We start from the raw sequence: 24,382 nt of genomic DNA, 5'->3' as shown, positions 1-24,382 counted from the left end.
CACGCCAGGGGAGCGGGGGGGGGGGAAGCGGTCAGTCCTGGGGGCGCTTGAGGCGGGCGACGAACTTGTAGCGGTCGCCGCGGTACACCGAGCGGACCCACTCCACCGGCTCGCCGGCCCCGTCGATCGAGTGCCGGGAGAGCATCAGCATCGGCAGGCCGACGTCCGTGCCCAGCAGCCCGGCCTCGCGCGGGCTGGCCAGTGACGTCTCGATGGTCTCCTCGGCCTCGGCGAGCCTTACGCCGTAGACCTCGGCCAACGCCGTGTAGAGGGAGGTGTACTTGACGAGCGAGCGACGCAGCGCGGGGAAGCGCTTGGCCGACAGATGCGTCGTCTCGATGGCCATCGGCTCGCCGCTGGCCAGCCGCAGCCGCTCGATGCGCAGGACGCGCCCGCCGGTGGTGATGTCCAGCAGCCCGGCGAGGGTGTCGTCGGCGGTGACGTACCCGATGTCGAGCAATTGGGAGGTGGGTTCCAGGCCTTGGGCCCGCATGTCCTCGGTGTACGAGGTGAGCTGGAGGGCCTGCGAGACCTTCGGCTTTGCGACAAAGGTGCCCTTGCCCTGGATGCGCTCCAGGCGGCCCTCGACGACCAGCTCCTGCAGGGCCTGGCGCACGGTGGTGCGCGAGGTGTCGAACTCGGCCGCAAGCGTGCGCTCGGGCGGTACGGGCGTACCGGGCGGCAGAGTTTCGGTCATGTCCAGCAAGTGACGCTTGAGCCGGTAGTACTTGGGCACGCGCGCGGTACGGCCGGCCGTCGTGCCCTCCGGCTCCGTGCTGCCCCCGTCGGTACCCATGGCCCGCCTTTCCGACTGCTGCGCTGTTGCCGTCACCGGCTCCTCCGTCTGTCGCGGCTCACATGGTGGCACGGTCCGGTCACGAGACGTCGCCCTCCCTCATGTGTCGGTCCGGTAACGGACGCGACAGCCCTTCTTATACACCCTTGACACCCCTAAAGGTCTAGGCCAAGCTCCCGGTACTGGTCTAAACCATTCAAGACCAGGTCCCAGCCCCAGGCTGTACTCGTCGTAATTATTCGCGGTGGGCGGGGGGTTGCAGGCATCCCTGAGGAGGGTTGGCGTGAAGCGCAAGCTCATCGCGGCGATAGGCGTCGCGGGCATGTTGGTCAGCGTTGCGGCGTGTGGCGATTCGGACAGCACGGGCGGTGGCGACAAGGCGAAGCCCAAGGAGCTGACGGTCTGGCTCACGGTCGACGCACAGAACAACTGGCCCGAACTGGTCAAGGCCGCCGACGCCACGATCGTCAAGAAGTACCCGGGCATCAAGATCAAGCACGAGTACTACGGCTGGCCGGACAAGAACGCCAAGCTCGATGCCGTACTCGCCACGGACAAGGCTCCTGACGTGGTCGAGATGGGCAACTCCGAGATGGTCGGATACATGGCCACCGGCGCGTTCGCCGAGATCGACCCGGCGAAGTTCGACAAGTCGGGCGACTGGCTGGACGGCCTCAAGCTGTCCGTCACCTACGAGGGCAAGACCTACGGTGTGCCGTACTACGCCGGTGGCCGGGTGGGCACCTGGCGCAAGGACGTCGCCGCCGAGGCGGGCGTCAAGGCCGTGCCGAAGACGTACAAGGAGCTCACCTCCGCCCTGGACAAGATCCAGAAGAAGCAGGGTGACAAGTACAGCGCCTGGTACCAGCCTTCGCCCGACTGGTACGCGGCCATGTCGTTCGTCTACGACGCCGGCGGCTCCATCGCCAAGCAGGACGGCGACCAGTGGAAGTCCAGCCTGTCCTCGCCCGAGTCCGTCAAGGGTCTTGGCGAGTACAAGAAGATCCTCGACGCGTACATGCACGCCGACAAGACCAAGGACGAGTCCGACCGTCCGGTCGTCTTCGGCCAGGGCAAGGCCGCCACGATGTTCGCCGCTGCCTGGGAGGGCGGTACCGCCGCAGCCCCGGAGAACGACAAGGTCGGCAAGCTGGCCGACAAGATCGAGTCCTTCGTGATGCCCGGCCCGTCCGGCAAGAACCTCCCGGTCTTCCTCGGCGGCTCCGATCTGGCCGTCCCGGTCAAGTCCGACGCCCAGGCCGTCGCGGGTGAGTGGATCAACGCGTTCACCGGTGCCAAGGGTCAGCAGGGCCTCGTCGCCAAGGGCAATCTGCCCAACAACAAGACGGACCTGGAGCCGCTGAAGTCCGACCCGAAGACGGCCGTCCCGGCCACCGCCGCGGCGTCCAGCTGGTTCGTGCCCACCGCTCCGGGCTGGGGTCAGGTCGAGAAGGCCAAGATCCTCCAGACCATGCTCCAGGAGATCGGTACCGGCAAGAAGTCGGTCGAGGCCGCCGCGAAGGCCGCCGACGCCAAGATCGACAAGGTCATCAACACCAAGTGACCTCTGAGTCGGCAGGGCCCCGCCGAACCGGCGGGGCCCTGCCGCCCGTAGCTGGAGAGGGACCCTGAGGAGCGCGCGATGAGTGCCGCAGAGACAACCACCGCCAAGGTGCCGCCGACGCGGCAATCGCCACCGCCACCAACGGAGTCCGGGGCGCGGACCTCCGGGGCCGGGGGGCCGGTCAGGAAAAAGACCTCCGACAGAGCCGCGGTGCCCTGGGCGTTGCTCGCGCCCTGTCTGCTGATCATCGTGCTCGTCATGGGCTATCCGCTGGTGCGGCTGGTCACGCTCTCCTTCCAGAGTTTCGGCAAGACGGAGCTCTGGGGCTTCAAGGAAGCCCAGTGGGTCGGCTTCAAGAACTTCGCCGCGATCCTCGGCGACGCCGAGTTCTGGTCGGTCGTCGTACGGACCATCGTCTTCACGGCCGGCGCCGTCATCTTCACCATGGTGCTCGGCATGGCCATCGCCCTGCTTCTGCAGCAGGTGTCCGGCTGGGTGAAGGCGCTCATCAGCATCGCCCTGGTGGCGAGCTGGGGCATGCCCATCATCGTCGCCACCGCGATCTTCAAGTGGATCTTCGACACCGATTACGGCGTACTCAACTGGCTGCTCAGCAGGCTGCCCGGCGTCGACATGGTCGGCCACAACTGGTTCGCCAGCGGGCCGCAGGGCCTCGCCGTGATCATGCTGCTTGTCGTGTGGGGCGCGGTGCCGTTCGTCGTGATCACACTGAGCGCCGGACTCACCCAGGTCCCCAAGGAGATGGAAGAGGCCGCGCGCCTCGACGGAGCCGGCGCCTGGGGCGTCTTCCGCTGGGTCACCCTGCCGATACTCAAGCCCATCATCGTCATGCTGACGACGCTCTCGGTGATCTGGGACATGGGGGTCTTCCCGCAGGTCTTCGTGATGCGCGGTGGCAACCCCGAGGCCGAGTTCCAGCTGCTCACCACGTACTCGTACCAGAAGGCGTTCGTCGTCAACGACTACTCCGGCGGCTCCGCGATCGCCCTGGTCACCGTGGTGCTGCTGCTCGGCGTCGTGGCCGTCTATATGCGCCAGATGCTCAAGATCGGAGAGGTGGAGTGACCTCGACCACCGCGGCTCCCGCCGTCGCCCCCCGTCCCAAGGGCCGTCCCCGCAAGGGCAAGAAGGGCAAGGCCGGCTGGAACGCGCTGGGCCTGCTGGTCTTCGTCGTCGTGGGCTTCCCGGTCTGCTGGATGCTCAATACGGCGTTCAAGCCGGCCAAGGACGCGATCGATCCCGATCCGCAGTTCTTCCCCAGCCCGTTCACGCTGGAGAACTTCCGCCGGGCCTTCGACGTCGCGGACTTCTGGGGGCCGGTCGGGCGCAGCCTGCTCGTCTCCTCCGTCGTCGTCGTCATCGGCATCATCGTCGGCATGCTCGCCGCGCTCGCCATCTCCCGGTTCGCCTTCCGCGGCCGCAAGGTCGTGATCGTCGGCATCCTCGCGGTCCAGATGGTGCCGCTGGTCGCCATGATCATCCCGGTCTTCCTGCTACTGAACGAACTCGGTCAGTACGACAAGATCACCGGCCTGATCATCACGTACCTGACCTTCATCCTGCCGTTCACGGTCTGGACGCTGCGCGGATTCATCGTGAACATTCCCAAGGAGCTGGAGGAGGCGGCCATGGTCGACGGCTGCACCCGCACCGGCGCCTTCGTCCGGGTGGTCTTCCCGCTGCTCGCCCCGGGCATGGTGGCCACTTCCGTCTACGGGTTCATCCAGGCGTGGAACGAATACCTGTACGCGTTGATGCTGATGAGCCAGCAGAACCAGACCGCCACCGTCTGGCTCGGCAACTTCACCACCAAGCACGGCACCGAGTACGCCCCGATGATGGCCGGCGCCACCATGATGGCCGTCCCCATCGTGATCCTCTTCCTCCTCGTCCAGCGCAAGATGGCCGCAGGTCTGACGGCCGGCGCAGTGAAGGGATGACGCTGCCATGACGACACTCGCAAGCCCTACGAGCACGCTGACCCGCGATGCCTTGGCCGTCCTCCAGCCCGGCTTCGTGGGCGCCACCGCCCCCGATTGGCTGCTGCGCCGGGTCGGCGAAGGCCTGTCCTCGGTCGGCCTGTTCGGCCGCAACATCACCTCGCCGCAACAACTGGCCGCACTCACCGCGCAGTTGCGGGCCGAGCGGGACGACATCCTGGTCGCGATCGACGAGGAGGGCGGTGACGTCACCCGCCTTGAGGTGCAGAGCGGTTCCTCCTTCCCCGGGAACCTGGCACTCGGCGCCGTCGACGACACCGACCTGACCCGGGCCGTCGCCCGCGAACTGGGCCGCAGGCTGGCCGAGTGCGGGGTCAACCTCAACTGGTCGCCGTCCGCGGACGTCAACTCCAACCCGGGCAACCCGGTCATCGGCGTACGGTCCTTCGGCGCCGATACCCAGCTCGTGGCGCGCCACACGGCCGCGTACATCGAGGGTCTCCAGTCCTCGGGTGTCGCCGCGTGCACCAAGCACTTCCCGGGGCACGGCGACACGGCCGTCGACTCGCACCACGCGCTGCCGCGCATCGACGTGGACCTGGAGATCCTGCACGCCCGCGAGCTGGTGCCCTTCCGGGCCGCCATCGCGGCGGGCTCCAAGTCCGTGATGAGCGCGCACATCCTGCTCTCCGCGCTCGACCGGGACCGCCCGGCGACGCTGAGCCCACAGGTCCTCACCGGCCTGCTGCGCAACGATCTTGGCTACCAGGGTCTGATCATCACCGACGGCATGGAGATGCAGGCCATCTCCGGTACGTACGGCATCGAGCACGGCAGCGTCCTGGCGATCGCCGCGGGCGCCGACGCGATCTGCGTCGGCGGCGGCCTGGCCGACGACGAGATCGTGGTGCGGCTGCGGGACGCGCTGGTCGCCGCCGTGCACAGCGGCGAACTGCCCGAGGAGCGACTCGCCGACGCGGCCGAGCGGGTGCGTTCGCTGGCGCGCTGGACACAGCACAGCCGGGGAATCGCGGAGCAGGGTCCGGACGCGGGTTCGCTCGGCGGGGACACCTTCGCGCCGGGCACCGCAGGGGGCATCGGCCTGGTCGCGGCCCGCCGCGCGCTGCGGATCACCCGGAGCACCGAGCGGTTCACGCCGGTCGGGGATGCGCCGTACGTCGCCGCCTTCACCCCCGAGGCGAACATCGCCGTCGGTGACGAGACGCCGTGGGGTGTGGCCGCCGAGCTGACGCGGCTGCTGCCGGGTACCGAGACGGGTACGTACGGCAGCGAGAGCGAGTCCGGGAGCGTGCTGCGGGCGGCGGGGGACCGCAGGGTCGTGGCCGTGGTGCGCGACGTGCACCGGCATCCCTGGATGGCCGGGGCGCTCGACGCGCTGCTGGCCGCGCGGCCCGACACGGTCGTGGTCGAGATGGGGGTGCCCGAGGCGCCGCCGCGCGGTGCGCTGTACATCGCGACGCACGGTGCGGCGCGGGTCTGCGGGCGGGCCGCGGCGGAGGTTGTCGCCGGGGTCTGAGCGCGCGAGAAGGCGCCGGGGCGGCCGGGGGGCTGCCTACGGCGCCTTCCGCTGCCCGGATCCTCTCGCGGACCGCTGCCCGGAGCCGTGCGGCCCACTTCAGGGAGCGGCGAAACGCCGGACGGGCCCGGCACAACGACCGGGCCCGTCCGGCGAGATGCGGCCGGTCCGGCTACAGGCCCTGCCATGCGGGCTTGGCCGCGTATGTGTCGCGGAAGTAGTCCGCCCGCTTCAGCTGGGCAGCCGCCGCCTCGTCGATCACGACCGTCGCATGCGGGTGCAGCTGCAGCGCCGACGCGGGAACCAGCGCGGACACCGGCCCCTCCACAGTCTGGGCCACGGCCTCCGCCTTGCCGGCGCCGGTCGCGAGCAGCACCAGGTGACGGGCCTCCAGGATGGTCCCGATGCCCTGGGTGATGACGTGGTGCGGCACCTCGTCGGGGCTGTCGAAGAACCGGGCGTTGTCCTGCCGGGTCTGCCGCGTCAGCGTCTTGATGCGGGTGCGCGAGGCGAGCGAGGAGCACGGCTCGTTGAAGCCGATGTGCCCGTCGGTGCCGATGCCGAGGATTTGCAGGTCCACGCCACCCGCGGCGGCCAGCGTGCGCTCGTACGCCTCACAGGCGGCCTGGACGTCCTCGGCGGCCCCGTCGGGGCCCATGAAGGACGCGTTGGTCAGGCCGAGTGGCTCGACGACCTCGCGCAGCACCACCGAGCGGTACGACTCGGGGTGACCGGTGGGCAGTCCGACGTATTCGTCGAGCTGGCAGATGCGGGCGCGCGAGGCGTCGACGGCGCCGGCGCGCACTTTGGCCGTCAGCGCCTGGTAGATGGGCAGCGGCGTCGAACCGGTGGCCACGCCGAGCAGCGCGTCGGGCTTGCGGCTCAGCAGGCCGGCCATGGCCTCCGCGATGAGCTCGCCACCTGCCTTGGCGTCCGGGACGATGACAACTTCCACGCTGGGCCTGCCGATCTGAAGAAATGAGAAGTGTGGTATAGACCAATCTAGCAGAGGGGGCGGGGCGTGTCCGGTGCCCCTGGGTGAACTTTCCGGGGCGGGTGCGGGCGGGCAGGGGCCCGTGACCGGACGGCCGTGGGGCTCGGCGAGGCCCCGATTCAGCATCGCGCGGAACGTGGCGGGCAGCCACCTGGAGACCTCGGGTCCCGGTGTGCTCACGGGAGGCTGCGCGGGCCCGGCGGACGGAGTCCGGCGCAGGCCGGTGACGCCTGGGAGGCCCCCTGGGGCCGAGCGGTGCGAGACGGGCACGGGAAAGGGGGCGCACCCGCGGGCCGCGGCACCGCGACGGGACCCTCAGCCCGTCCGGCACCGCAGCCCGGAGTTGCTTCGACCGGCGGGCGTGCGGGCCCGGCCGGCCGATCGAGAGGCGGTGGCGCAGTCAGGGCAGAGAGCGCCGACCACCTCAATCCACCCTCCTGTGCGGGGAGGGAGGAGGCTTTACCGCCCCATTGTGGACTAGACCATTCTTCTGTGTCCATCCATGCGGGGCACCCACTTTTCGGTGCTTCATCCATACCGGACGTACTTCATACCGTGCGTACCCGACCGAACGTCCGCTCGGTACGCAACGCGGGTACTCTCGCACACGTGCCCTCCATGAACGACCTCGTACGCCAGCACACCGCCCTCAGCGACACCGACCTAGAGTGGCTCCACCTGCTGGTCTCGGAGTGGCAGCTGCTCTCCGACCTGTCCTTCGCCGACCTCGTCCTGTGGGTCCCCACGCTCGACGGCACCCGCTATGTGTCGGTCGCCCAGATGCGGCCCAACACCGGGCCCACCTCCTACCAGGACGACATGGTCGGCCATCTCGTCCCGCGAGGCCGCCGCCCCATGCTCGACGCCGCCCTCGACGAGGGCCGGATCGTGCGCGAGGGCGATCCCGAGTGGCGGGAGGAGGTCCCGGTCCGGGTCGAGTCGATTCCGGTGCGCCGTGAGGGCCGCGTCCTCGGCGTCATCGCGCGCAATACGAACCTGCTGACCGTACGCACGCCCAGCCGGCTCGAACTCACGTACCTGCAGAGCGCATCCGACCTGGCCCAGATGATCGCGGCCGGGTCCTTCCCGTTCCCCGGCGACCAGGTGGACATGGACGCGTCGCCGCGCGTCGGCGACGGCCTGATCAGGCTCGACGCGGACAGCATCGTCCAGTACGCCAGCCCCAACGCGCTTTCCGCGTACCACCGTCTCGGCCTCGCGTCCGACCTGGTCGGCCAGCATCTGGGCCGGGCCACCGCCGAACTCGCCCCCTCACGCGGCCCGGTGGACGAGGCCCTGGTCAAGCTGGCCAGCGGCTGGGCCCCCCGGGAGACCGAGGTCGAGGGCGGCGACGGGGTGATCCAGTTGCGTACGATCCCGCTCAAGCCCAAGGGCATCCGCATCGGTTCCCTCGTGCTGTGCCGCGACGTCACCGAACTGCGGCGGCGCGAGCGCGAATTGATCACCAAGGACGCCACCATCCGGGAAATCCACCACCGGGTGAAGAACAACCTCCAGACGGTGGCGGCGCTGCTGCGGCTGCAGGCCCGCCGGATGGATTCGGAGCAGGGGCGCGAGGCGCTGAACGAGGCGGTGCGCCGGGTCGGGTCGATCGCGATCGTCCACGAGACGCTCTCGCAGAACCTGGACGAGCGCGTGGAGTTCGACGAGATCGCCGACCGGGTGATCGCGATGGTCGCCGAGATCTCACCGGCCAAGGTCAGTTGCCGGCGGACCGGCCGCTTCGGCATTCTCGACGCCGAGGTCGCCACCCCGCTCGCGATGGTCCTCACCGAAGTCCTCCAGAACGCACTGGAGCACGCGTTCGCACCTGCTGAGCAGGGCTCCGTCGAGGTGTCGGCGGTACGGGGCGGCACCCGCGTCGACGGCCGGCTGTTGATCACCGTGCTGGACGACGGACGGGGGCTGCCCGAGGGATTCGACCCCAAGCGGACCGGCAATCTGGGGCTCCAGATCGTACGGACCCTGGTGGAGGGCGAGTTGGGCGGCACCTTCGACATGGTGCCGGGGCCGGAGCGCGGTACCCGCGTCCTACTCGATGTCCCCGTGCGGACGGACAAGTAAAGACACGTCTCGGAGAACAGCTTCCGGCGAACACAGCAGTGAGCCCCGGACCGTGGAACGGTTCGGGGCTCACTGCCTCACGTTGCTGTGCGCATTGGGGGGTACTGCGCGCTGCGACTCGGGGGCGGGAGGTGCGTACTCGCTGTACGCGCCGCCTTGCTCAGGCTGTTGGCTGGGGTGGGTCAGGCGGTAGCGTTACGCGCCCGGTTGCGAGCGGCGCGGCGCTTCATTGCTCGGCGCTCGTCCTCGCTGAGGCCACCCCATACACCCGAGTCCTGGCCGGACTCGAGCGCCCACTGCAGGCACTGCTCCATGACGGGGCAGCGGCGGCAGACGGCCTTGGCTTCCTCGATCTGCAGCAGCGCAGGACCGGTGTTGCCGATGGGGAAGAACAGCTCGGGATCTTCCTCGCGACAAACGGCGTTGTGACGCCAGTCCATGGCTGCTACCTCTCCTTGGTATTACGTACAAGTTGCTTGTGAATGTGAACGCTTTCACGAATCCCCCCGCAAGTGAAGGGCCGACTACCAAATGAACTGGTGTGGTCCTGGATGTGAGGAGGGGTTCTGGCTCTCAGTGGAGGCTGGTATTGCGGGCCGTCCCGATCGCCATGTAGAGATTCGCAAACCTCGGCGTCGGGCACAACCCCTTCCGGAAAGTTTTTTTTGATTCCTTGGTGTCGGCTAGGTCACAGCCGTAGTTCCAGGGGGTGGACCTCTGCCCAAACGTTCGAGTTAAAGGACTTTCGGCCCTTCCACTCACACAATCACACGCAGTGCACGGCGTACGCCTGTGAACGTCACGCTCGTACGCAGTCCCAGGTGGTCGCCGTCCATCTGGAAGGGCAGTGGCGCCTTGGAATGCAAGGTGAAGTCCGTCAGGTCGTGCAGGGTCACCGCGTGCTTGCCGTGCGGCCCCCGTTCGGGGGTCGAGGTGAGCAATTGAGTGGCATATCGAGCCACCGCGGGAGTCGACATTTTGGTCAGCCCGAGCACGTCCAGAGCCGTGTCGAACGAGGCCGCGGGGGACGCGTACATCGGACGATTCCCCAGGTAGGTCCAGGGAGCGGTGTTGCAGACTATGGAAAGAGCGAGGTCTTTGATCGGGTCCTGACCCGGCCGCTCCAGCGTGATCACTCCGTGCCGGCGGTGCGGCTCCGCGAGGAACTGACGCACCACCTGGCGCACATAAAGAGCGTGTGTGGAGCGCTTGCCGCGCTCCCGCTGCTGTTCGACCCGGCCGATCACACCGGCGTCGAATCCGTAGCCCGCACAGAAAGTGAACCAGCGGGCCGGGACGGACTCGTCCTCCGTGCCGGGCGTGCCCGCGGCGAGCCCCAGACCGACCGTGCGCTCACTGCGTGTGCTCAGGGCGTCCAGGATGGCGCCGGTCGCCTCGACGGGGTCGTTGGGCAGCCCCAGGGCGCGCGCGAAGACATTCGTGGAGCCGCCGGGGACCACCGCGAGGCCCGGCAGCCGGTCCGGGTCGGGACCGTTGTGCAGCAGACCGTTGACGACCTCGTTGACCGTGCCGTCGCCGCCGAGCGCCACGACCAGGTCGATTTCCCCGCTGTCGGCGGCCCGCCGGGCTAGATCACGGGCGTGCCCGCGGTACTCGGTGGTGACGGCCTCCAGCTTCATCTCGCTGGCGAGGGCATGCATCAGAACATCGCGGGTGCGAGCACTGGTGGTGGTTGCTGCCGGATTGACCACGAGGAGTGCGCGCATGCGCAGCAGACTACCTACTCGGGGGTACCCGGCCCAGACCTGCCCTGCTGGGGCAGCCCGTTACGCTGCGAGGGTGACCAATGAGCAGACCCCCGAGACCGCCGCCGACCCCCGCCCCGCCCGGTTGACCGCCGCCGCGGCGCTCGCCGCGGTGGAGGGCCTGGCGCTGCTCGTGGGGGGCGCGTACATGCTCGTGATGGGGCTGCTCGGCAGCCCCGACAAGCCGGAGCAGGCGGAAATGGGCGGTGTGACGCTGATCGCCCTGGCGGTGCTCCCGCTGGTCGCGGCCCGCGGTCTGCTGAAGTGCCGTGCGTGGAGCCGGGGCCCCGCCCTGATCACGCAGCTGATGGCGCTGCCGGTGGCGTGGACCCTGCTGCGCTCGGAGGGGTCCCTGCTGATCCCGGCGGGCATCGTCCTCGCCGCGGTGGCCGTGACGTCCCTGGTGCTGCTGATCAACCCGCGGACGGCCAGGGCGCTGGGCATCCGCGGGCCCCGCGACGCCTGACAGCCGACGTCGCGGGGGGCGCGTAACGCTCAGTCATGACCGGTGTCTCCCGGCCGCTCTACTCCTCGACGAGGAGCTTCTCGCGGAGCTGGGCCAGCGTGCGGGCCAGCAGCCGCGAGACGTGCATCTGCGAGATGCCGACCTCCTGCGCGATCTGCGACTGGGTCATGTTCCCGAAGAAACGCAGCAGCAGGATCCGCTTCTCGCGCGGCGGGAGGTCCTCCAGGAGCGGCTTGAGCGACTCCCGGTACTCCACGCCCTCCAGGGCCACGTCCTCGGAGCCCAGGGTGTCCGAGACCGGCGGCGACTCGTCGTCGGTGTCCGGGACGTCCAGCGACAGCGTGCTGTACGCGTTCGCCGACTCCAGGCCCTCCAGGACCTCCTCGTCCGAGATGCCGAGCCGCTCGGCCAGCTCATGGACCGTGGGGGAGCGCCCGTGCTGCTGCGAGAGCTCGGCCGTGGCCGTCGTCAGCGAGAGGCGCAGCTCCTGGAGGCGGCGCGGTACCCGTACCGCCCAGCCCTTGTCCCGGAAGTGCCGCTTGATCTCGCCGACCACCGTCGGTGTCGCGTACGTCGAGAACTCGACACCGCGCTCCGGGTCGAACCGGTCCACGGACTTGATCAGGCCGATCGTGGCGACCTGGGTGAGGTCGTCGAGCGGCTCGCCGCGGTTGCGGAACCGGCGTGCGAGATGCTCGACCAGGGGGAGGTGCATACGCACCAGCCGGTTGCGCAGCTCCGCCTTTTCCGCCGATCCGTCCGGCAGTTCACCCAACTCGATGAACATCGCTCGCGCACGACTGCGGTCGTGAGGATCGTGGCGTCCGCGATCCCTTGAGTGCTGTTCGTGCTCGCTCATATGGCCCGCCCGCTCTGCCTGCTCCGCCGCCGTGCCCACAAGGCCGTCCACGCCGTCCACCGGGTGGGGCCGGGCCTGCTGCTCAGGAATGCCCGTCGGCCTGTGCGCCGGTCCTTCCTGAGCCGCAGGCCCTCCTGCCGGTGCCTGTGGGCTGAGCTTCTCGTTACGCACCGGCCCGTCCCCGTTCCTCACGCCGGCCCGGGTCCCGCGCCGCGCTGTTTGTACAGGCTGATGGTGACCGTACGGTCGTCAGCGACCGTGGCGTCCACCTTGCCCGCCAGTGCCGAGAGCACCGTCCACGCGAAGGTGTCGCGCTCGGGCGCGCGCCCGTCCGTGGTGGGGGCCGAGACCGTCACCTCCAGTGAGTCGTCCACGAGCCGGAAGACGCAGCTGAGGACGGAGCCGGGCACGGCCTGCTGAAGCAGGATCGCGCAGGCCTCGTCGACCGCGATGCGCAGATCCTCGATCTCGTCGAGGGTGAAGTCCAAGCGCGCGGCGAGGCCTGCCGTGGCCGTACGGAGCACGGACAGGTAGGCACCCGCAGCGGGCAGCCGGACTTCCACGAAGTCCTGGTTCCCGGGCTCGCCTGCGATCTGGGACACCCTCACCTCCAAGGTGCACAAGCATTTTCGGGGGTCCGGGAGGGGGCGCCCCCCGGGACCACGCGGTACGTCGTTCGCCGGTGACGCTATCGCGATCCACACTTCCATGTCGCCAGGACCCCCGCCCGGCGGCTGTCACTCATGGTAAGCACATGGGTACGGACAGTGGCTAGGGGTCTGCGGCGCCCAATTGGAAAGAACCGACGCCGGGTTGACGTACCCAGGCGTCAGACGATCGAACCGTCGACAAAGCACCAGCGCCAGCTGTCACCCGGCTCGAAGCTCCGCATGACCGGATGGCCGCTCTCCTTGAAGTGCTCGGTCGCGTGCCGGTACGGCGAGGAGTTGCAGCACCCTACGTGCCCGCACACCAGGCACAGCCGCAGCTGCACGGGATGGCTGCCGATGGCCAGACACTCGGGGCAGGTCTCGCCCAGCGGGGCGGGCTCGGGGTGCGGCAACCCCACGACGTGCGAGCACTCGTTCATGATGGCCAGGTTACGACCTTCGTACGACAAGGGTGGGGCCGAACCGATGGACGTACTGCCGCTGCTGCTTCTGGTCGCGGGGAGCGCCGCCGTCGCGGGCGCCGCCCGCCGGACCCCCGTGGCGGCCCCGCTGCTCCTGGTCGCCGTGGGGCTCGGCGCCGCGTACATCCCGGGGGTGCCCGACTACACGCTGGATCCGGCGATCGTGCTCCCGCTGCTGCTGCCGCCCCTGCTGCACACGGCCGCGCTGGACAGCTCCTACCTGGACCTACGGGCGAACATCAGACCCGTGGCCCTCCTGTCGGTGGGCTATGTGCTCTTCGCGACCGTGATCGTCGGCTACCTCGCGTATCTCGTGATTCCGGGCCTCCCGCTGACGTCCGCGCTGGTCCTGGGGGCGGTCGTCGCGCCGCCCGACGCGGTGGCCGCGACCGCCATCGCGCGGCGCCTCGGGCTGCCCCCGCGCATCACGTCGATCCTCCAGGGCGAGTCCCTGGTGAACGACGCCACGGCGATCACCGCCTTCAAGGTGGCCCTGGCGGCCGCCGTGGGGGAGGGCGCCAGCTGGCTCGGCGGGATCGGGGAATTCGCCGTCGCGTCGATCGGCGGCGTCGGCGTGGGCCTGCTCCTGATGGTGCCGCTGCACTGGCTCCGTACCCGCATCAAGGAGTCGCTGCTGCAGAACACGCTGTCGCTGCTGATCCCCTTCGTGGCGTACGCGGCGGCCGAGCACGTACATGCCTCGGGAGTACTCGCGGTCGTGACTGTGGCCCTCTACCTGGGACATCGCTCCTGGCAGGTCGATTTCGCGACCCGACTCCAGGAGGCCGCCGTCTGGAAGATGGTCTCCTTCATCCTCGAATCGACGGTGTTCGCGCTGATCGGACTCCAACTGCCCTTCGTGCTGCGCGGACTCGGCCCGTACGCCGGCGGCGAGGCACTCTGGTACGCGATCGTCCTGTTCGTGGTGGTCGTCGTGACGCGCTTCGTGTGGGTGTTCCCCGCGACGTATCTGCCACGCCGCCTGGTGCGGCGCGTCCGCGAAAGGGAACCCGACGTCAGCTGGACCTCGCCGGTGATCGTGGGCTGGGCGGGGATGCGCGGAGTCGTCTCGCTGGCCATCGCCTTCTCGATCCCGCTGACCGTCGAGCACGACGAACCGTTCCCCGGGCGGAACCTGGTTCTCTTCCTGACCTTTACAACTGTGATCGCCACTCTGGTCGTCCAGGGCCTCACTCTGCCGCCGCTCATCCGGCTGCTCAAGCTGCCCAAGCGTGACGTGTACGCCGAGACGCTCGCCGAGGCGCAGGCGCAGAGCGAGGCCTCGCGGGCGGCCGAGGAGCGGCTCACGGCCCTGCTCGCCGAGGAGCGCAACGCACTGCCCGAGCCGCTCGCCGACCGGCTGCGCGCGGTACTGGAGCGGCGGCGTAATGCCGTCTGGGAGCGGCTGGGCGCGGTCAACGCGGAGACCGGCGAATCGGCGGACGACACCTACCGCAGGCTCGCGCGGGAGATGATCGTCGCGGAGCGGGCGGTCTTCGTGGAGCTGCGGGACAGCCGGCGGATCGACGACGAGATGCTGCGGACGCTGCTGCACCGGCTGGACCTGGAGGAGGCGACGGCCTACCGGGAGGCGGACGCGGACTGATCCCCTCTCTGCCAGCCTTGGGTGAGACATCCCGCTTTGTCGGGTTAGCCTGAGAGGGCATCGACAGGAGTTCCACCCTTATGACCAGCACGAAGCCGTCCGGATCGGATCCGGCAGCGAAGCCGAAGCGCCGCAGTTTCAGTCCCGAGTACAAGCTGCGGATCGTGGCCGAGTACGACGCCGCGGCCAAGAACGAGAAGGGCTCGGTCCTGCGCCGCGAGCGGCTGTACCACTCGCACATCAAGGAGTGGCGGGCCGCCCGGGATGCCGGGGCCCTGGAGAAGCTGGCCGACAGGCGCACCGGCCCGGCGAGGCCGAAGAGGTCGCCCGCCGAGGTGGAGAACGAGAAACTGCGCCGCCAAGTGGAACGGCTGGAGAAGGAACTGGCCCGCAACAAGGCCGCGTTGGAGGTCATGGGAAAAGCTTCCGCGCTCTTGGAAATGATCTCCGAGAGCGCGGACTGACCCAGAACGCCGCCCCGGTCCTCGACGACGCCTTCGCCGGTGTCGAGCCCGCACTGGGTATCACCACCGCGTGCCGGCTGACCGGACGCTCGCGGGCCACCCACTACCGCAGGCTGCGGCCCGCAGCCGAGCGGAAACCGAGGAAGCCGCAGGTCCAGCCCTCGGCCCTGAGCGCGCCGGAGCGATCTGCGGTACTGGAGCTGATGAACCGCGAGGAGTACGCCGAACTCCCGCCCGCCCAGATCTGGGCCCGTGAGCTGGATGCCGGGCGCTACCGCTGCTCCGTCTCCACGATGTACCGGATCCTGCGCGAAAAGGGCCAGAGCGGCGAGCGCCGCCGACAGGCCACCCACCCTGCCAAGGCGGTGCCCGAACTCCTCGCCACCGCCCCCTCGCAGGTGTTCACCTGGGACATCACCAAGGCCGCCGGACCCGAGAAGGGCATCTGGTACCACGCCTACGTGATCATCGACATCTACTCCCGCTATATCGTCGGCCACACTGTCGAGAAGGCCGAATCGGCCGAGCGGGCCGAGGAGTTGATCCGCGAGACCATCACCCGCAACGGCATCGTGCCCGAGACCGTGCACGCGGACCGCGGGACCTCGATGACCAGCAAGAAGGTCTCCCAGATGCTGATCGACCTCGGAGTGACCCGGTCGCACTCGCGGCCCAAGGTCTCCAACGACAACCCCTACAGCGAGGCCCAGTTCAAGACCACGAAGTACATGTCGGACTACCCCGACCGCTTCGATTCCCTGGCCCATGCCCGCGAGTGGTTCGACACGTTCATCGCGTACTACAACCACGAACACCGCCACTCCGGCATCGGCTGGCACACCCCGGCCTCCGTCCACTTCGGGACCGCCGAGGAGGTCCGCGACCAACGAGCCGTCACTCTCGCCCAGGCATACGCCCGCCACCCCGAACGCTTCGCCCGCCGCCCCCGACCACCCCGAATACCCGAGAAAGCCTGGATCAACGACCCGGCCAAGCGCCGCGAACCCGCACCACAAACCTCATAGCGTCCCGACCGTCTCACTGGACTTGAAATCTTCCGGATCCGGCGGGTCCGGTGCGGCCGGGTCGTGGGGCCGATCCGGTTCGTGCGACTGCTCGGGTCCGTGCGGCTGATCCGGTTCGTGCGACTGGTCCGGTTCGAGTGGCTGTCCGGTGATCACCGCCGCCACTGTGGTCCCGGGGGCGAAGGCGCCATCGACGGTGAGTGCGGTCAGTCCGTACAGCATTTTGGCGACATAGAGACGTTCGACGGGCAGCCGGTGCCTGGCCCCGAAATCCTCGGCGAACGCGTCGAGCTCCGGGGTGGTGCGGGCGTAGCCACCGCAGTGGAAGCGGTCGTCGAGGCTCCAGTCGCCCACGGGGGCGCCGAAGGCGGCGCGCTGGAGCGTGCGGATCTCGTCGCCCAGGAAGCCGCCCTTGAGCACCGGGAAGCCGATCGCCCGCTGGTCCGGGCCGAGGCCGGCGGCGAGCCCGGCCAGGGTCCCGCCGGTCCCACAGGCCACCGCGACGACATCGGCGGCCCCGCGCAGCTCCTCCCCGAGGCCGGTGCAGCCCTGCGCCGCGAGCGCGTTGCTGCCGCCCTCGGGGACGACGTACACGGCATCGCGGGCGCCGGTGGCCCCCGCCGCCCGCAGGATCGCTTCCAGCACCTGTTCGTCGCCCTTGGCGCGGTACGTCGTACGGTCCACGAAGTGCAGCCGCATGCCGTCCGCCGCGCACCGGGCCAGCGACGGGTTCAGCGGCCCGGCGGCCAGTTCCTCGCCGCGTACGACGCCGATCGTGGCGAAGCCCAGCAGGCGGCCGGCTGCGGCCGTCGCCCGGAGGTGGTTGGAGTACGCGCCGCCGAAGGTCAGCACCGTACGGCCGGCCGCCGCGCGCAGATTCGGCGCCAGCTTGCGCCACTTGTTGCCCGGGAGGTCCGGGTGGATCAGGTCGTCGCGCTTGAGCAGCAGCCGTACGCCGTGGCGGGCGAAGCGCTCGTCCTGCACCTGCCGCAGCGGCGAGGGGAGCCGGGGCCGCAGGTGGGACAGGGCGAGCGCTTCCGAGGTCATGCCTCCATTGTCGCCTCGGCCGTCCCTTCGGTTCTCGCCTCGGCCGTCAGCCCGTTTGTGCCGGTGGCTGCCACCGACGCTGTCACTTCAGCCGGTCGTGGATGCGCGCGCGCATGGACTTCATGGTGAAGCCGCGCGGGTCGACCTTGCCCGGCTGCCATTCGAGATGGCCGATGACCGAGGGTGCTCCCCAGCCGTGCTGCCGGCAGATCGCGGCCGACACGCGTTCGATGGCTTCGAGCTGGGCCGCGGGCCAGGGGTCCGTGCCGTTGCCGAGGTTCTCGCACTCGAAACCGTAGAAGTGCCGGTTCCCATCGGTGTTGGCCTCGTTGTCGAGCGGCAGGGCCTTCTCGGCGATAACGGCACGCAGGACGTCGTCGTCGCCGCTGCCCGCGTGATTCGCGCGGCCGTAGCCGACCAGGTGGACCGTGCCGTTCTTGGCGATCATGCCGTGACAGAGCGGGCCCGGGAGGCCCGCGTAGCCGTCGCGGACGATACGGACGGTGTTGGCGGTGCCCTGGGTGACGGTGTGGTGAATCATCACGCCGTGGACCGGGCCCCACGGGCCCTTGTGATTCCGGTTGTGCGTACGCCAGTTGCCCACTTCGACAACGGTGACGCCTTCGTCTCGCAGGATGTCCAGAAACCTGCCTGCGGACATGGGTGAGGCCATGGCCATCTCCTTGGGTGCGAGGGGTGGGGGGAGGCCTGTTCAGCTGCTCGTACGGCTTGCTTCTACCCCAACGCCCGGGCCACGACCAGCTTTTCGGACAGTGTGCGATCCGATCCGGTCAGTTCCGGGCGGGCGCTTGAGCGGCCGTCACTCGGACCGGCATTCGACGTGCCCCGGAGTCCGGTGCTTTAGTCACACTCTTTTGTGTAGTAGCGCCTGCCCACTTGTGCTGCAAGGCTCCTTCTGCAGGTCAGATCATGATCGAGAGGGAGTCAGATGTCGGTCGAGGCAGGTTCCGAAGTCCGCGACGAGCAGACACCGCCGCAGCAGAGTCTTGGTACGGCCGCCGCGAGGAATTTGGCCACCACCACCAAGTCCGCTCCCCAGATGCAGGAGATCACCTCCCGGTGGCTGCTGCGCATGCTGCCCTGGGTGCAAGTGCAGGGCGGTACGTACCGGGTGAACCGAAGGCTGAGCTATTCGGTCGGCGACGGACGCGTGACGTTCGTACAGACCGGTGGCCAGGTGCAGGTCATCCCCGCAGAGCTCGGCGAGCTGCCGACGCTGCGCACTCTCCACGACGAGGCGGTGCTGCGCGAGTTGGCGCAGCGTTGTGAGCAGCGGGAGTTCGCGGCCGGTGAGGTGCTGGCCGCCTCCGGGAGCCCCGTGGACCGGGTCTTTCTGCTGGCGCACGGCCGGGTGGAGAAGATCAGTACAGGGCCCTACGGCGACGAGTCGACACTCGAAGTCCTCGCGGACGGGGCGCACTTCGGGGATCAGGCGCTGGTCGACGCGGACGCCGCCTGGGACTACACGGCCCGAGCGGCGACATCGTGCACGGTGCTGACGTTGACAAGAGACGCCGTGCTGAACCTGGCAGAGCGTGCGGAGCCGTTGCGCACACATCTGGAGGGGCTGGCGGCGATGCCCCACCAGCGGACCAACAAGTACGGCGAGGCGTCGATCGACCTGTCCGCCGGCCATGTCGGCGAGGCCGTCGTGCCGCACACCTATGTCGACTACGACGCGACACCACGCGAGTACGAACTGAGCGTTGCGCAGACCGTGCTGAAGGTGCACAGCAGGGTCGCCGACCTCTACAACCAGCCGATGAACCAGACCGAGCAGCAGTTGCGGCTCACGGTCGAGGCGCTGCGCGAGCGCCAGGAGCACGAGCTGATCAACCACCGCGAGTTCGGGCTGTTGAACAACTGTGCCTATGAGCAGCGGATCCAGCCGCACGACGGCGTGCCGGGCCCGGACGACATGGACGAGCTGCTGAGCAGGCGGCGTGGCTCCAAGTTTTTCCTGGCCCACCCGAGGGCGATCGCCGCCTTCGGGCGCGAGTGCAGCAAGCGCGGCCTCTACCCGGACCGCGTGGAGATCGGCGGCCACCAGGTGCCTGCCTGGCGTGGTGTGCCGATCTTCCCGTCCAACAAGATCCCGATCAGCAGCGACCGGACAACATCGATCATCTGTATGCGTACGGGCGAGGCCGATCAGGGCGTTGTCGGACTCCAGCAGAGCGGCATCCCGGATGAGATCGAGCCGAGCCTGTCGGTGCGGTTCATGGGGATCGACGAGCAGGCGATCATCTCGTACCTCGTCACCGCGTACTACTCGGCCGCCGTGCTGGTGCCGGACGCGCTGGGGGTGCTGGAGAACGTGGAGATCGGCCGCTGGCGCTAGGGCGCACCCGGACCGGGAGGAGCTGGGAGGAACTGGGAGGAGCCGAGAGGCCCGATCGGACCGGGCGGTTCGGAGAGTTCGGGCGGTTCGAGGAGTACGGGCGGTTCGGACGGGGGGCCGGGGGCACCATCCACACACTGCCGGAGATGTATGTTCCGGCGCCGCCCTCGGCCCCGCGCGCGGACACCGGCGCGGGCCGGGTGGGCACGGCCTACGCACGGCGGAGAGAGGGGACCTCGGCCGTGCGCACGCTGCAGCAGAGGAAGTGACAGTGACCATGACCAGCACTCAGGCGGCGGCTCCCGAGGGGCACGAGGCGACGGCCCTCCTCGAACGGACCCGCAGCACCGTCAATCCCCAACTGCGCCGCACGGTCGAGAGTCTCCCCGGGTCCATACGCCGCATCGCGATGTACCACTTCGGCTGGGAGCAGGCCGACGGCAGTCCGGCCGCCGGGCAGGCGGGCAAGGCGATCAGGCCCGCGCTGGTCCTCGCGGCCACCCAGGCGCTCGGCGGGGAGCCGCTCGTCGCCGTGCGGGCGGCGGCCGTGGAGCTCGCGCACAACTTCACCCTCCTGCACGACGACGCCATCGACGAGGACCCGACCCGCAGGAACAGGCCCACCGCCTGGACGGTCTTCGGCGTCCCGGACGCGATTGTGGCCGGGGACGCGATGTGCGCCCTCGCGCTGCGGCTGCTCGCCGAGGATCCGCATCCGGCATCGGCCGAGGCGTCGGCGCGACTGGCGGCCTGCATCATCGAACTGTGCGCGGGCCAGCAGGCGGACTGCGCCTTCGAGCGGCTCGGCCCCCAGGAGGTTTCGCTCGACGAGTGCCTCACCATGGCCGAGGCCAAGACGGGAGCCCTGCTGGGCTGCGCGTGCGCCCTCGGCGCGCTGTACGCGGGTGCGGACGCCGAAGAGGTCGCCGCCATGGACGACTTCGGCCGGGAGGCGGGCCTGGCCTTCCAGCTCATCGACGACCTGATCGGGATCTGGGGCGACCCCGCCCACACGGGCAAGCCTGTGGGAGCCGATCTGGTCGCGCACAAGAAGTCGCTCCCGGTGGTGGCGGCGCTGGCGTCGGGCACGCCGGCCGCCGCCGAGCTGGCGGACCTCTACCGGGGCCCGTTGGACGGGCCGGCGGTCCAACGGGCCGCCGATGCCGTGGAGCGGGCGGGCGGCCGGGAGTGGGCGCAGGGCCAGGCGGCCGAGCGGATGGCGCGGGCCGTGCACCATCTGTCGCGGGCGGTGCCGGATCTGGCGGCGGCGGGCGATCTGCTGTCGCTCGCGGAGTTCGTCACGCGCAGGACGCGCAGGACGCGCTGATCGGGCGGACGCGGGCGGGCTGCCCGGGTGCTCGGCGTCAACTCTAGGATCATCTCCGTCGGTTGAGATTCCTGGAGAGAGGCCGGACCGTGGGCGTGGCAATACGACAGGCGGGGGAGAGCGACCGCGAGGCGCTCGTACGGCTGCTGGACACGGCCTTCATGAACGACCCGGTGAGCAGCTGGGTCTTCCCCGACCCCGCCCACCGCCGCCGTGTCCACGGCCCGTTCATGGGCGTCTTCCTCGATGTGGCGCTGACCGATGGGCGGGTCGACATCACCGAGGACGGGTCGGCCGCCGCTCTCTGGCTCCAGGTCGAGGCAGGGGCGCCCGAGGAGGAGGACGACACCCCCGCGCGCATGCGGGAGACCGCGGACCCGGACAACGAACGGGCCGAGCTGGTCGGCCGGTTGACCGGTGAGGTGCACCCGCACGACAGGGCCCACGAGTACCTGCTGCTCATCGCGGTCTCCCCGGAGCGGCAGGGGGAGGGGCTCGGCACCGCGCTGATCGCCCCCGTGCTCGACCGCTGCGACCGCGACGGCGTGCCCGCGTATCTGGAGGCCAGCAGTGCCCGCAGTCGCGGCCTCTACGAGCGGCTCGGCTTCGATTTCGCCGGCCGCATCGTCGACCTGCCGGACGGGCCTCCGATGTGGCCGATGTGGCGGGAGCCGCGTCCGTAGCGCCGCGGTGGATCTATTCGCTTGCACAACCACTACGGCTGGAGCACTATGGCCGCAGTGGTTAGCGAGCCATCGTTGTCGGTTGTCCGCTGCCGGTTGGCCGCTGTCCGTTGTCCGTTGTCCGCTCAGGGGGGATCAGTTTGCGCAAGCTCACGTACTACGTCGGCATGTCCATCGACGGCTTCATCGCGGCGCCCGACGGTGCCTACGACTTCTACCCTCTGGGGGAGTCCTTCGTGCGGGACTTCCTCATCGGCGAGTACCCGGAATGCCTGCCCACCCATGCGCGCCGCCAACTCGGCTGCGACGACGCCGAGAACCGGCACTTCGACACTCTGATCCAGGGGCGTGTCACCTACGACGCGGGCCTGGAGCTCGGGATCACCAGCCCGTTCAAGCACCTGCGCCAGTACGTCGTGTCCCGCAGCATCGACAAGTCGCCTGACCCCGACGTCGAGCTCGTCTCCGGCGACGTCGTCGCCAAGGTCCGCGAGCTCAAGCAGGAGGACGGGCTCGGGATCTACCTGGTGGGCGGCGCGAACCTCGCAGGGCACCTGCTGGCGGAGATCGACGCCCTGGTCCTCAAGGTCTACCCGATCGTCATCGGGTCCGGCATCCCGGTGTTCTCGGCCGGGTTCGAGGTCCACGACTTCACCCTCGAATCGACGCGGACCTTCGACAACGGCACCCTCGTCCTGTCGTACAACAGGAGCGACAAGAGCGCGTAGCCCCTGGACTGGCCGATCGCGGCGTACGCCCCTAACTTCGAGGTATGGGCAGCAGCAGTAGCGAGCGTGGGACCGGGGGTCGGGTGGGGCACGTCTGCCCGGCCTGCAAAGCGCCGGTCCGTACCGTCGTCAAGCGACGCAAGAGCCTCGGAGTGTTCGTTCCTGTGTGGGGTCCGGGGCCGTGCCGCAACCCCGCCTGCGGGCAGCGGGTCGAGGAGTCGGAGGGCGAGTCGGAGACCCGCTCCTGAACGGGCTAAAGTCCCCGCCATGGCAGCAGAGGCATGGGCCGGGTGGTACCGGGACCGTAAGGGTTCCGACGCCGTCACCCTTACGACGGACGGGCAGCGGCTGAGCGCCCGAATCCGAGGAGTCGACTTCGAGGGTGCGGTCTTCGACGCGCTCGTCCCGGTGGGCGAGCTGCCCCCGGAGGGCGACATGTTCGTGCTCGCGGACGGCGCACTGTGCGACTGCGTCCTTGAGTGGGACATACCGATGCCGGTGTACGCGGACGGCCTGGTCCACCGCGCCACGCTGCACTGCCTGCTCGCCCTCGGCGCTCCCCTCCCCACCGGCGGCATCGACCGCGAACACCTCAGCCTGACGCTGCACTTCGACGGTGCGGCGTACGCGTCGCGGCGCGCGGAGGAGGACTTCGAGCAGGCCCTGAACGTGATCCAGTACCGTCTGCCGGCCGGGGCCTATCTGCGCGCCTGCATCTCCTGCGCCTTCTCGGACTACAACCCGGCGTCCGGCGGGCTGTTCGGCGCCCTGGGCTGCTTCCGCGGGGTGAAGGACGCCTACCGGGCCACCGAGGGCAAGAGCGACCTGATCGAGCTGTGGGACCGGCGCACCGGGCTCGTGCAAGAGACCTCCTGCTGCCCGGAGTTCGAGCGCAGGCCCGACGGCGGTCCTGGGACGGGCTATCGGGGTGCGTTCCCCCTGATCAACGCTGCGGTGCACGCCGACGGAGCAGCGGACGCCGACGAAGCAGCGCACGCCGACGGAGACGTCGTACACGCGGAGTCCTGAGCCCGGCGGCGGGATCGGACAGGCCGTTGCCCCGTACACGCGAGCGCGCGTACGGGGCAACGGCCTGTCCGGGGTTCGGGGAAGGTGGTGGGACTGCCTGCTGCGGCGGGTCAGGAGGCCTGGGCGAGCCCGTTCTGCCACAGCTGGTTGACGCGGGCGCGCTCAGGGGCGTTCGGGTTCGCGTTCTGGCAGGAGGTGCCGGGGCCGCCGCCGGACATCAGCTCGCTGCACGGGCCGGAGTAGTGGTCCGGCAGGCCCAGGACGTGGCCGGTCTCGTGCGAGGTGACGCGGGTCGAGTTGTACTGCTGGTTCTGGCGGTAGTCCAGGAAGATGAAGCCGCGGCCGTGGCCGTTGGTGCTCGCGTAGGAGCCGCGGGAGTCATTGCCCTCGCGGTACGTGAAGTCCGGGTTGGAGCCTTCCTGGAGCTTCACGTTGGTGACGGAGCTGTTCCAGATCTGGGTGGAGCGGGCTATCTGGCTGCGGAACGTGGGCGCGCTCGCAGCGGAGTAGATGACGGTGACGGCCTGCGCACCGGGGTTCGCGGCGCGCTTCTCGGCGACCGACTCCATGACGGCCGAGAAGAAGGCCTTATTGGCGGCGGCGTTCTCCTTGGACTTCTCGTAAGACGTCGTGGAGAGGAACGTCGAGACCTGGGCGGTCTCCACGGGCGCGGCGGACTGGGGGGCCGCCATGGCAGGTGCTGCGCCGAGGGAGGCGAAGGCCAGGCCGAGGCCGAGGGCTGCGCCGAGGGTGCTCTTGTGGTGTCTCATGGGGGGTTTCCTACTCGTCCGGTGAAGGTGAACGGTTGGGTAGGACAGAGTGTTGGGGTCCGAGGCCGGTGGGGATGATGCCAACCGGTGATAGCACGAGCGCATCACCGCCGGATGAACCTCAACTCCATGTGGCTCAACTCCATTGGAATTGAAGCCAATTGCTGTGCTTCGGGTGTCT

24 protein-coding genes are annotated in these 24,382 nt (G+C 69.4%); 14 read left to right on the top strand and 10 right to left on the bottom strand.

What is annotated here, in order from left to right; genetic code table 11:
- Positions 1–31 precede the first annotated feature (31 nt).
- Positions 32–796 carry a GntR family transcriptional regulator gene (locus ABCR94_RS10305; protein ID WP_347119141.1) on the bottom strand — a complete coding sequence of 255 codons (765 nt, stop codon included), beginning with the start codon at positions 794–796 and terminating at the stop codon, positions 32–34.
- A 283-nt stretch (positions 797–1,079) separates the two neighbouring features.
- On the opposite strand from ABCR94_RS10305, the gene ABCR94_RS10300 reads away from it, so the two are divergent.
- The 4 genes from ABCR94_RS10300 (at position 1,080) to ABCR94_RS10285 (ending at position 5,858) form a co-directional block, all read left to right on the top strand.
- Complete coding sequence (locus ABCR94_RS10300; protein WP_347118901.1) at positions 1,080–2,360, top strand: extracellular solute-binding protein; 1,281 nt, start codon at positions 1,080–1,082, stop codon at positions 2,358–2,360.
- 78 nt (positions 2,361–2,438) lie between these two features.
- Complete coding sequence (locus ABCR94_RS10295) at positions 2,439–3,446, top strand: carbohydrate ABC transporter permease (RefSeq protein WP_347118900.1); 1,008 nt, start codon at positions 2,439–2,441, stop codon at positions 3,444–3,446.
- Entirely contained in the window at positions 3,443–4,321 is an 879-nt protein-coding gene (locus ABCR94_RS10290) for a carbohydrate ABC transporter permease (protein ID WP_347118899.1), read from the top strand. Before ABCR94_RS10295 ends, ABCR94_RS10290 begins: the two co-directional genes overlap by 4 nt.
- A 7-nt stretch (positions 4,322–4,328) precedes the next feature.
- On the top strand, positions 4,329–5,858 hold the full coding sequence (locus ABCR94_RS10285) for a glycoside hydrolase family 3 protein (RefSeq protein WP_347118898.1): 1,530 nt from the start codon (positions 4,329–4,331) through the stop codon (positions 5,856–5,858).
- Positions 5,859–6,030: 172 nt separating this feature from the next.
- Here the strand turns inward: ABCR94_RS10285 and nagB are convergent, their stop codons facing one another.
- The gene (nagB, locus tag ABCR94_RS10280; protein ID WP_347118897.1) at positions 6,031–6,813 is read right to left on the bottom strand and encodes a glucosamine-6-phosphate deaminase; all 783 of its coding nucleotides are present in this window, start codon (positions 6,811–6,813) and stop codon (positions 6,031–6,033) included.
- Between the two features lie 657 nt (positions 6,814–7,470).
- On the opposite strand from nagB, the gene ABCR94_RS10275 reads away from it, so the two are divergent.
- Positions 7,471–8,937 carry a sensor histidine kinase gene (locus ABCR94_RS10275; RefSeq protein WP_347119140.1) on the top strand — a complete coding sequence of 489 codons (1,467 nt, stop codon included), beginning with the start codon at positions 7,471–7,473 and terminating at the stop codon, positions 8,935–8,937.
- Between the two features lie 182 nt (positions 8,938–9,119).
- Here ABCR94_RS10275 and ABCR94_RS10270 read toward each other — a convergent pair whose 3' ends face one another.
- Together ABCR94_RS10270 and ABCR94_RS10265 are read right to left on the bottom strand one after the other, a co-directional pair.
- Positions 9,120–9,377: a WhiB family transcriptional regulator gene (locus ABCR94_RS10270; protein ID WP_004937597.1), complete on the bottom strand. Its 258-nt coding sequence runs from the start codon at positions 9,375–9,377 to the stop codon at positions 9,120–9,122.
- A gap of 318 nt (positions 9,378–9,695) precedes the next feature.
- On the bottom strand, positions 9,696–10,664 hold the full coding sequence (locus ABCR94_RS10265; protein ID WP_347118896.1) for a diacylglycerol/lipid kinase family protein: 969 nt from the start codon (positions 10,662–10,664) through the stop codon (positions 9,696–9,698).
- A 73-nt stretch (positions 10,665–10,737) separates the two neighbouring features.
- Between ABCR94_RS10265 and ABCR94_RS10260 the strand changes: the two genes are divergently transcribed.
- Positions 10,738–11,169, top strand: coding sequence for a hypothetical protein (locus ABCR94_RS10260; protein ID WP_347118895.1), 432 nt, complete (start codon positions 10,738–10,740; stop codon positions 11,167–11,169).
- 58 nt (positions 11,170–11,227) lie between these two features.
- Here ABCR94_RS10260 and ABCR94_RS10255 read toward each other — a convergent pair whose 3' ends face one another.
- The 3 genes from ABCR94_RS10255 to ABCR94_RS10245 all read right to left on the bottom strand — a co-directional run bounded on the left by ABCR94_RS10255 (position 11,228) and on the right by ABCR94_RS10245 (position 13,118).
- Positions 11,228–12,220 carry an RNA polymerase sigma factor SigF gene (locus ABCR94_RS10255; protein WP_521976638.1) on the bottom strand — a complete coding sequence of 331 codons (993 nt, stop codon included), beginning with the start codon at positions 12,218–12,220 and terminating at the stop codon, positions 11,228–11,230.
- A complete protein-coding gene (locus tag ABCR94_RS10250; RefSeq protein ID WP_347118894.1) occupies positions 12,217–12,630 on the bottom strand; it encodes an ATP-binding protein in 414 nt (137 codons plus the stop codon). Before ABCR94_RS10250 ends, ABCR94_RS10255 begins: the two co-directional genes overlap by 4 nt.
- A 227-nt stretch (positions 12,631–12,857) precedes the next feature.
- Positions 12,858–13,118: a UBP-type zinc finger domain-containing protein gene (locus ABCR94_RS10245; protein WP_347118893.1), complete on the bottom strand. Its 261-nt coding sequence runs from the start codon at positions 13,116–13,118 to the stop codon at positions 12,858–12,860.
- A gap of 46 nt (positions 13,119–13,164) precedes the next feature.
- Between ABCR94_RS10245 and ABCR94_RS10240 the strand changes: the two genes are divergently transcribed.
- From ABCR94_RS10240 to ABCR94_RS10230, 3 genes are all read left to right on the top strand, one after another.
- Entirely contained in the window at positions 13,165–14,766 is a 1,602-nt protein-coding gene (locus ABCR94_RS10240) for a Na+/H+ antiporter (protein ID WP_347118892.1), read from the top strand.
- An 80-nt stretch (positions 14,767–14,846) separates the two neighbouring features.
- Positions 14,847–15,230 (top strand): hypothetical protein, encoded by a 384-nt coding sequence (locus ABCR94_RS10235; RefSeq protein WP_347118891.1) that lies wholly within the window; start codon positions 14,847–14,849, stop codon positions 15,228–15,230.
- Positions 15,227–16,255, top strand: coding sequence for an IS3 family transposase (locus tag ABCR94_RS10230; RefSeq protein ID WP_347119138.1), 1,029 nt, complete (start codon positions 15,227–15,229; stop codon positions 16,253–16,255). The genes ABCR94_RS10235 and ABCR94_RS10230 overlap by 4 nt, the downstream gene beginning before the upstream one ends.
- Here the strand turns inward: ABCR94_RS10230 and ABCR94_RS10225 are convergent.
- A complete protein-coding gene (locus ABCR94_RS10225; RefSeq protein ID WP_347118890.1) occupies positions 16,250–17,302 on the bottom strand; it encodes a 1-aminocyclopropane-1-carboxylate deaminase/D-cysteine desulfhydrase in 1,053 nt (350 codons plus the stop codon). The two genes, ABCR94_RS10230 and ABCR94_RS10225, sit on opposite strands and share 6 nt — an antisense overlap.
- An 82-nt stretch (positions 17,303–17,384) precedes the next feature.
- On the bottom strand, positions 17,385–17,975 hold the full coding sequence (locus tag ABCR94_RS10220; RefSeq protein ID WP_347118889.1) for an N-acetylmuramoyl-L-alanine amidase: 591 nt from the start codon (positions 17,973–17,975) through the stop codon (positions 17,385–17,387).
- Positions 17,976–18,251: 276 nt separating this feature from the next.
- Between ABCR94_RS10220 and ABCR94_RS10215 the strand changes: the two genes are divergently transcribed.
- From ABCR94_RS10215 to ABCR94_RS10195, 5 genes are all read left to right on the top strand, one after another.
- Positions 18,252–19,664 (top strand): family 2B encapsulin nanocompartment shell protein, encoded by a 1,413-nt coding sequence (locus ABCR94_RS10215; protein WP_347118888.1) that lies wholly within the window; start codon positions 18,252–18,254, stop codon positions 19,662–19,664.
- 277 nt (positions 19,665–19,941) lie between these two features.
- Positions 19,942–20,991, top strand: a complete 1,050-nt coding sequence (locus ABCR94_RS10210) for a family 2 encapsulin nanocompartment cargo protein polyprenyl transferase (RefSeq protein WP_347118887.1) — start codon at positions 19,942–19,944, stop codon at positions 20,989–20,991.
- An 89-nt stretch (positions 20,992–21,080) separates the two neighbouring features.
- A complete protein-coding gene (locus ABCR94_RS10205) occupies positions 21,081–21,674 on the top strand; it encodes a GNAT family N-acetyltransferase (RefSeq protein ID WP_347118886.1) in 594 nt (197 codons plus the stop codon).
- A gap of 140 nt (positions 21,675–21,814) precedes the next feature.
- Positions 21,815–22,402, top strand: a complete 588-nt coding sequence (locus ABCR94_RS10200; RefSeq protein WP_347118885.1) for a dihydrofolate reductase family protein — start codon at positions 21,815–21,817, stop codon at positions 22,400–22,402.
- Positions 22,403–22,669: 267 nt separating this feature from the next.
- Positions 22,670–23,431, top strand: coding sequence for a DUF6304 family protein (locus ABCR94_RS10195; protein ID WP_347118884.1), 762 nt, complete (start codon positions 22,670–22,672; stop codon positions 23,429–23,431).
- Between the two features lie 110 nt (positions 23,432–23,541).
- On the opposite strand, the gene snpA is transcribed toward ABCR94_RS10195, so the two are convergent.
- Positions 23,542–24,201: a snapalysin gene (snpA, locus tag ABCR94_RS10190; protein WP_347118883.1), complete on the bottom strand. Its 660-nt coding sequence runs from the start codon at positions 24,199–24,201 to the stop codon at positions 23,542–23,544.
- Positions 24,202–24,382 lie beyond the last annotated feature (181 nt).

The organism is Streptomyces changchenzhani, from assembly GCF_039766235.1.
Classification (GTDB): Bacteria; Actinomycetota; Actinomycetes; order Streptomycetales; family Streptomycetaceae; genus Streptomyces.
This window is presented reverse-complemented; position numbering and strand designations above follow the sequence as displayed.

What these genes read in the sequence shown, in the direction of transcription:
- ABCR94_RS10265 (WP_347118896.1), bottom strand. Translation starts at nt 10,664, where the DNA reads ATGCGCGCACTCCTCGTGGTCAATCCGGCAGCAACCACCACCAGTGCT.
- ABCR94_RS10220 (WP_347118889.1), bottom strand. Translation starts at nt 17,975, where the DNA reads ATGGCCTCACCCATGTCCGCAGGCAGGTTTCTGGACATCCTGCGAGAC.
- ABCR94_RS10195 (WP_347118884.1), top strand. Translation starts at nt 22,670, where the DNA reads ATGGCAGCAGAGGCATGGGCCGGGTGGTACCGGGACCGTAAGGGTTCC.
- ABCR94_RS10245 (WP_347118893.1), bottom strand. Translation starts at nt 13,118, where the DNA reads ATGAACGAGTGCTCGCACGTCGTGGGGTTGCCGCACCCCGAGCCCGCC.
- ABCR94_RS10295 (WP_347118900.1), top strand. Translation starts at nt 2,439, where the DNA reads ATGAGTGCCGCAGAGACAACCACCGCCAAGGTGCCGCCGACGCGGCAA.
- ABCR94_RS10215 (WP_347118888.1), top strand. Translation starts at nt 18,252, where the DNA reads ATGTCGGTCGAGGCAGGTTCCGAAGTCCGCGACGAGCAGACACCGCCG.
- ABCR94_RS10235 (WP_347118891.1), top strand. Translation starts at nt 14,847, where the DNA reads ATGACCAGCACGAAGCCGTCCGGATCGGATCCGGCAGCGAAGCCGAAG.
- ABCR94_RS10210 (WP_347118887.1), top strand. Translation starts at nt 19,942, where the DNA reads ATGACCAGCACTCAGGCGGCGGCTCCCGAGGGGCACGAGGCGACGGCC.
- snpA (WP_347118883.1), bottom strand. Translation starts at nt 24,201, where the DNA reads ATGAGACACCACAAGAGCACCCTCGGCGCAGCCCTCGGCCTCGGCCTG.
- ABCR94_RS10285 (WP_347118898.1), top strand. Translation starts at nt 4,329, where the DNA reads ATGACGACACTCGCAAGCCCTACGAGCACGCTGACCCGCGATGCCTTG.
- ABCR94_RS10270 (WP_004937597.1), bottom strand. Translation starts at nt 9,377, where the DNA reads ATGGACTGGCGTCACAACGCCGTTTGTCGCGAGGAAGATCCCGAGCTG.
- ABCR94_RS10275 (WP_347119140.1), top strand. Translation starts at nt 7,471, where the DNA reads ATGAACGACCTCGTACGCCAGCACACCGCCCTCAGCGACACCGACCTA.
- ABCR94_RS10225 (WP_347118890.1), bottom strand. Translation starts at nt 17,302, where the DNA reads ATGACCTCGGAAGCGCTCGCCCTGTCCCACCTGCGGCCCCGGCTCCCC.
- ABCR94_RS10240 (WP_347118892.1), top strand. Translation starts at nt 13,165, where the DNA reads ATGGACGTACTGCCGCTGCTGCTTCTGGTCGCGGGGAGCGCCGCCGTC.
- ABCR94_RS10305 (WP_347119141.1), bottom strand. Translation starts at nt 796, where the DNA reads ATGGGTACCGACGGGGGCAGCACGGAGCCGGAGGGCACGACGGCCGGC.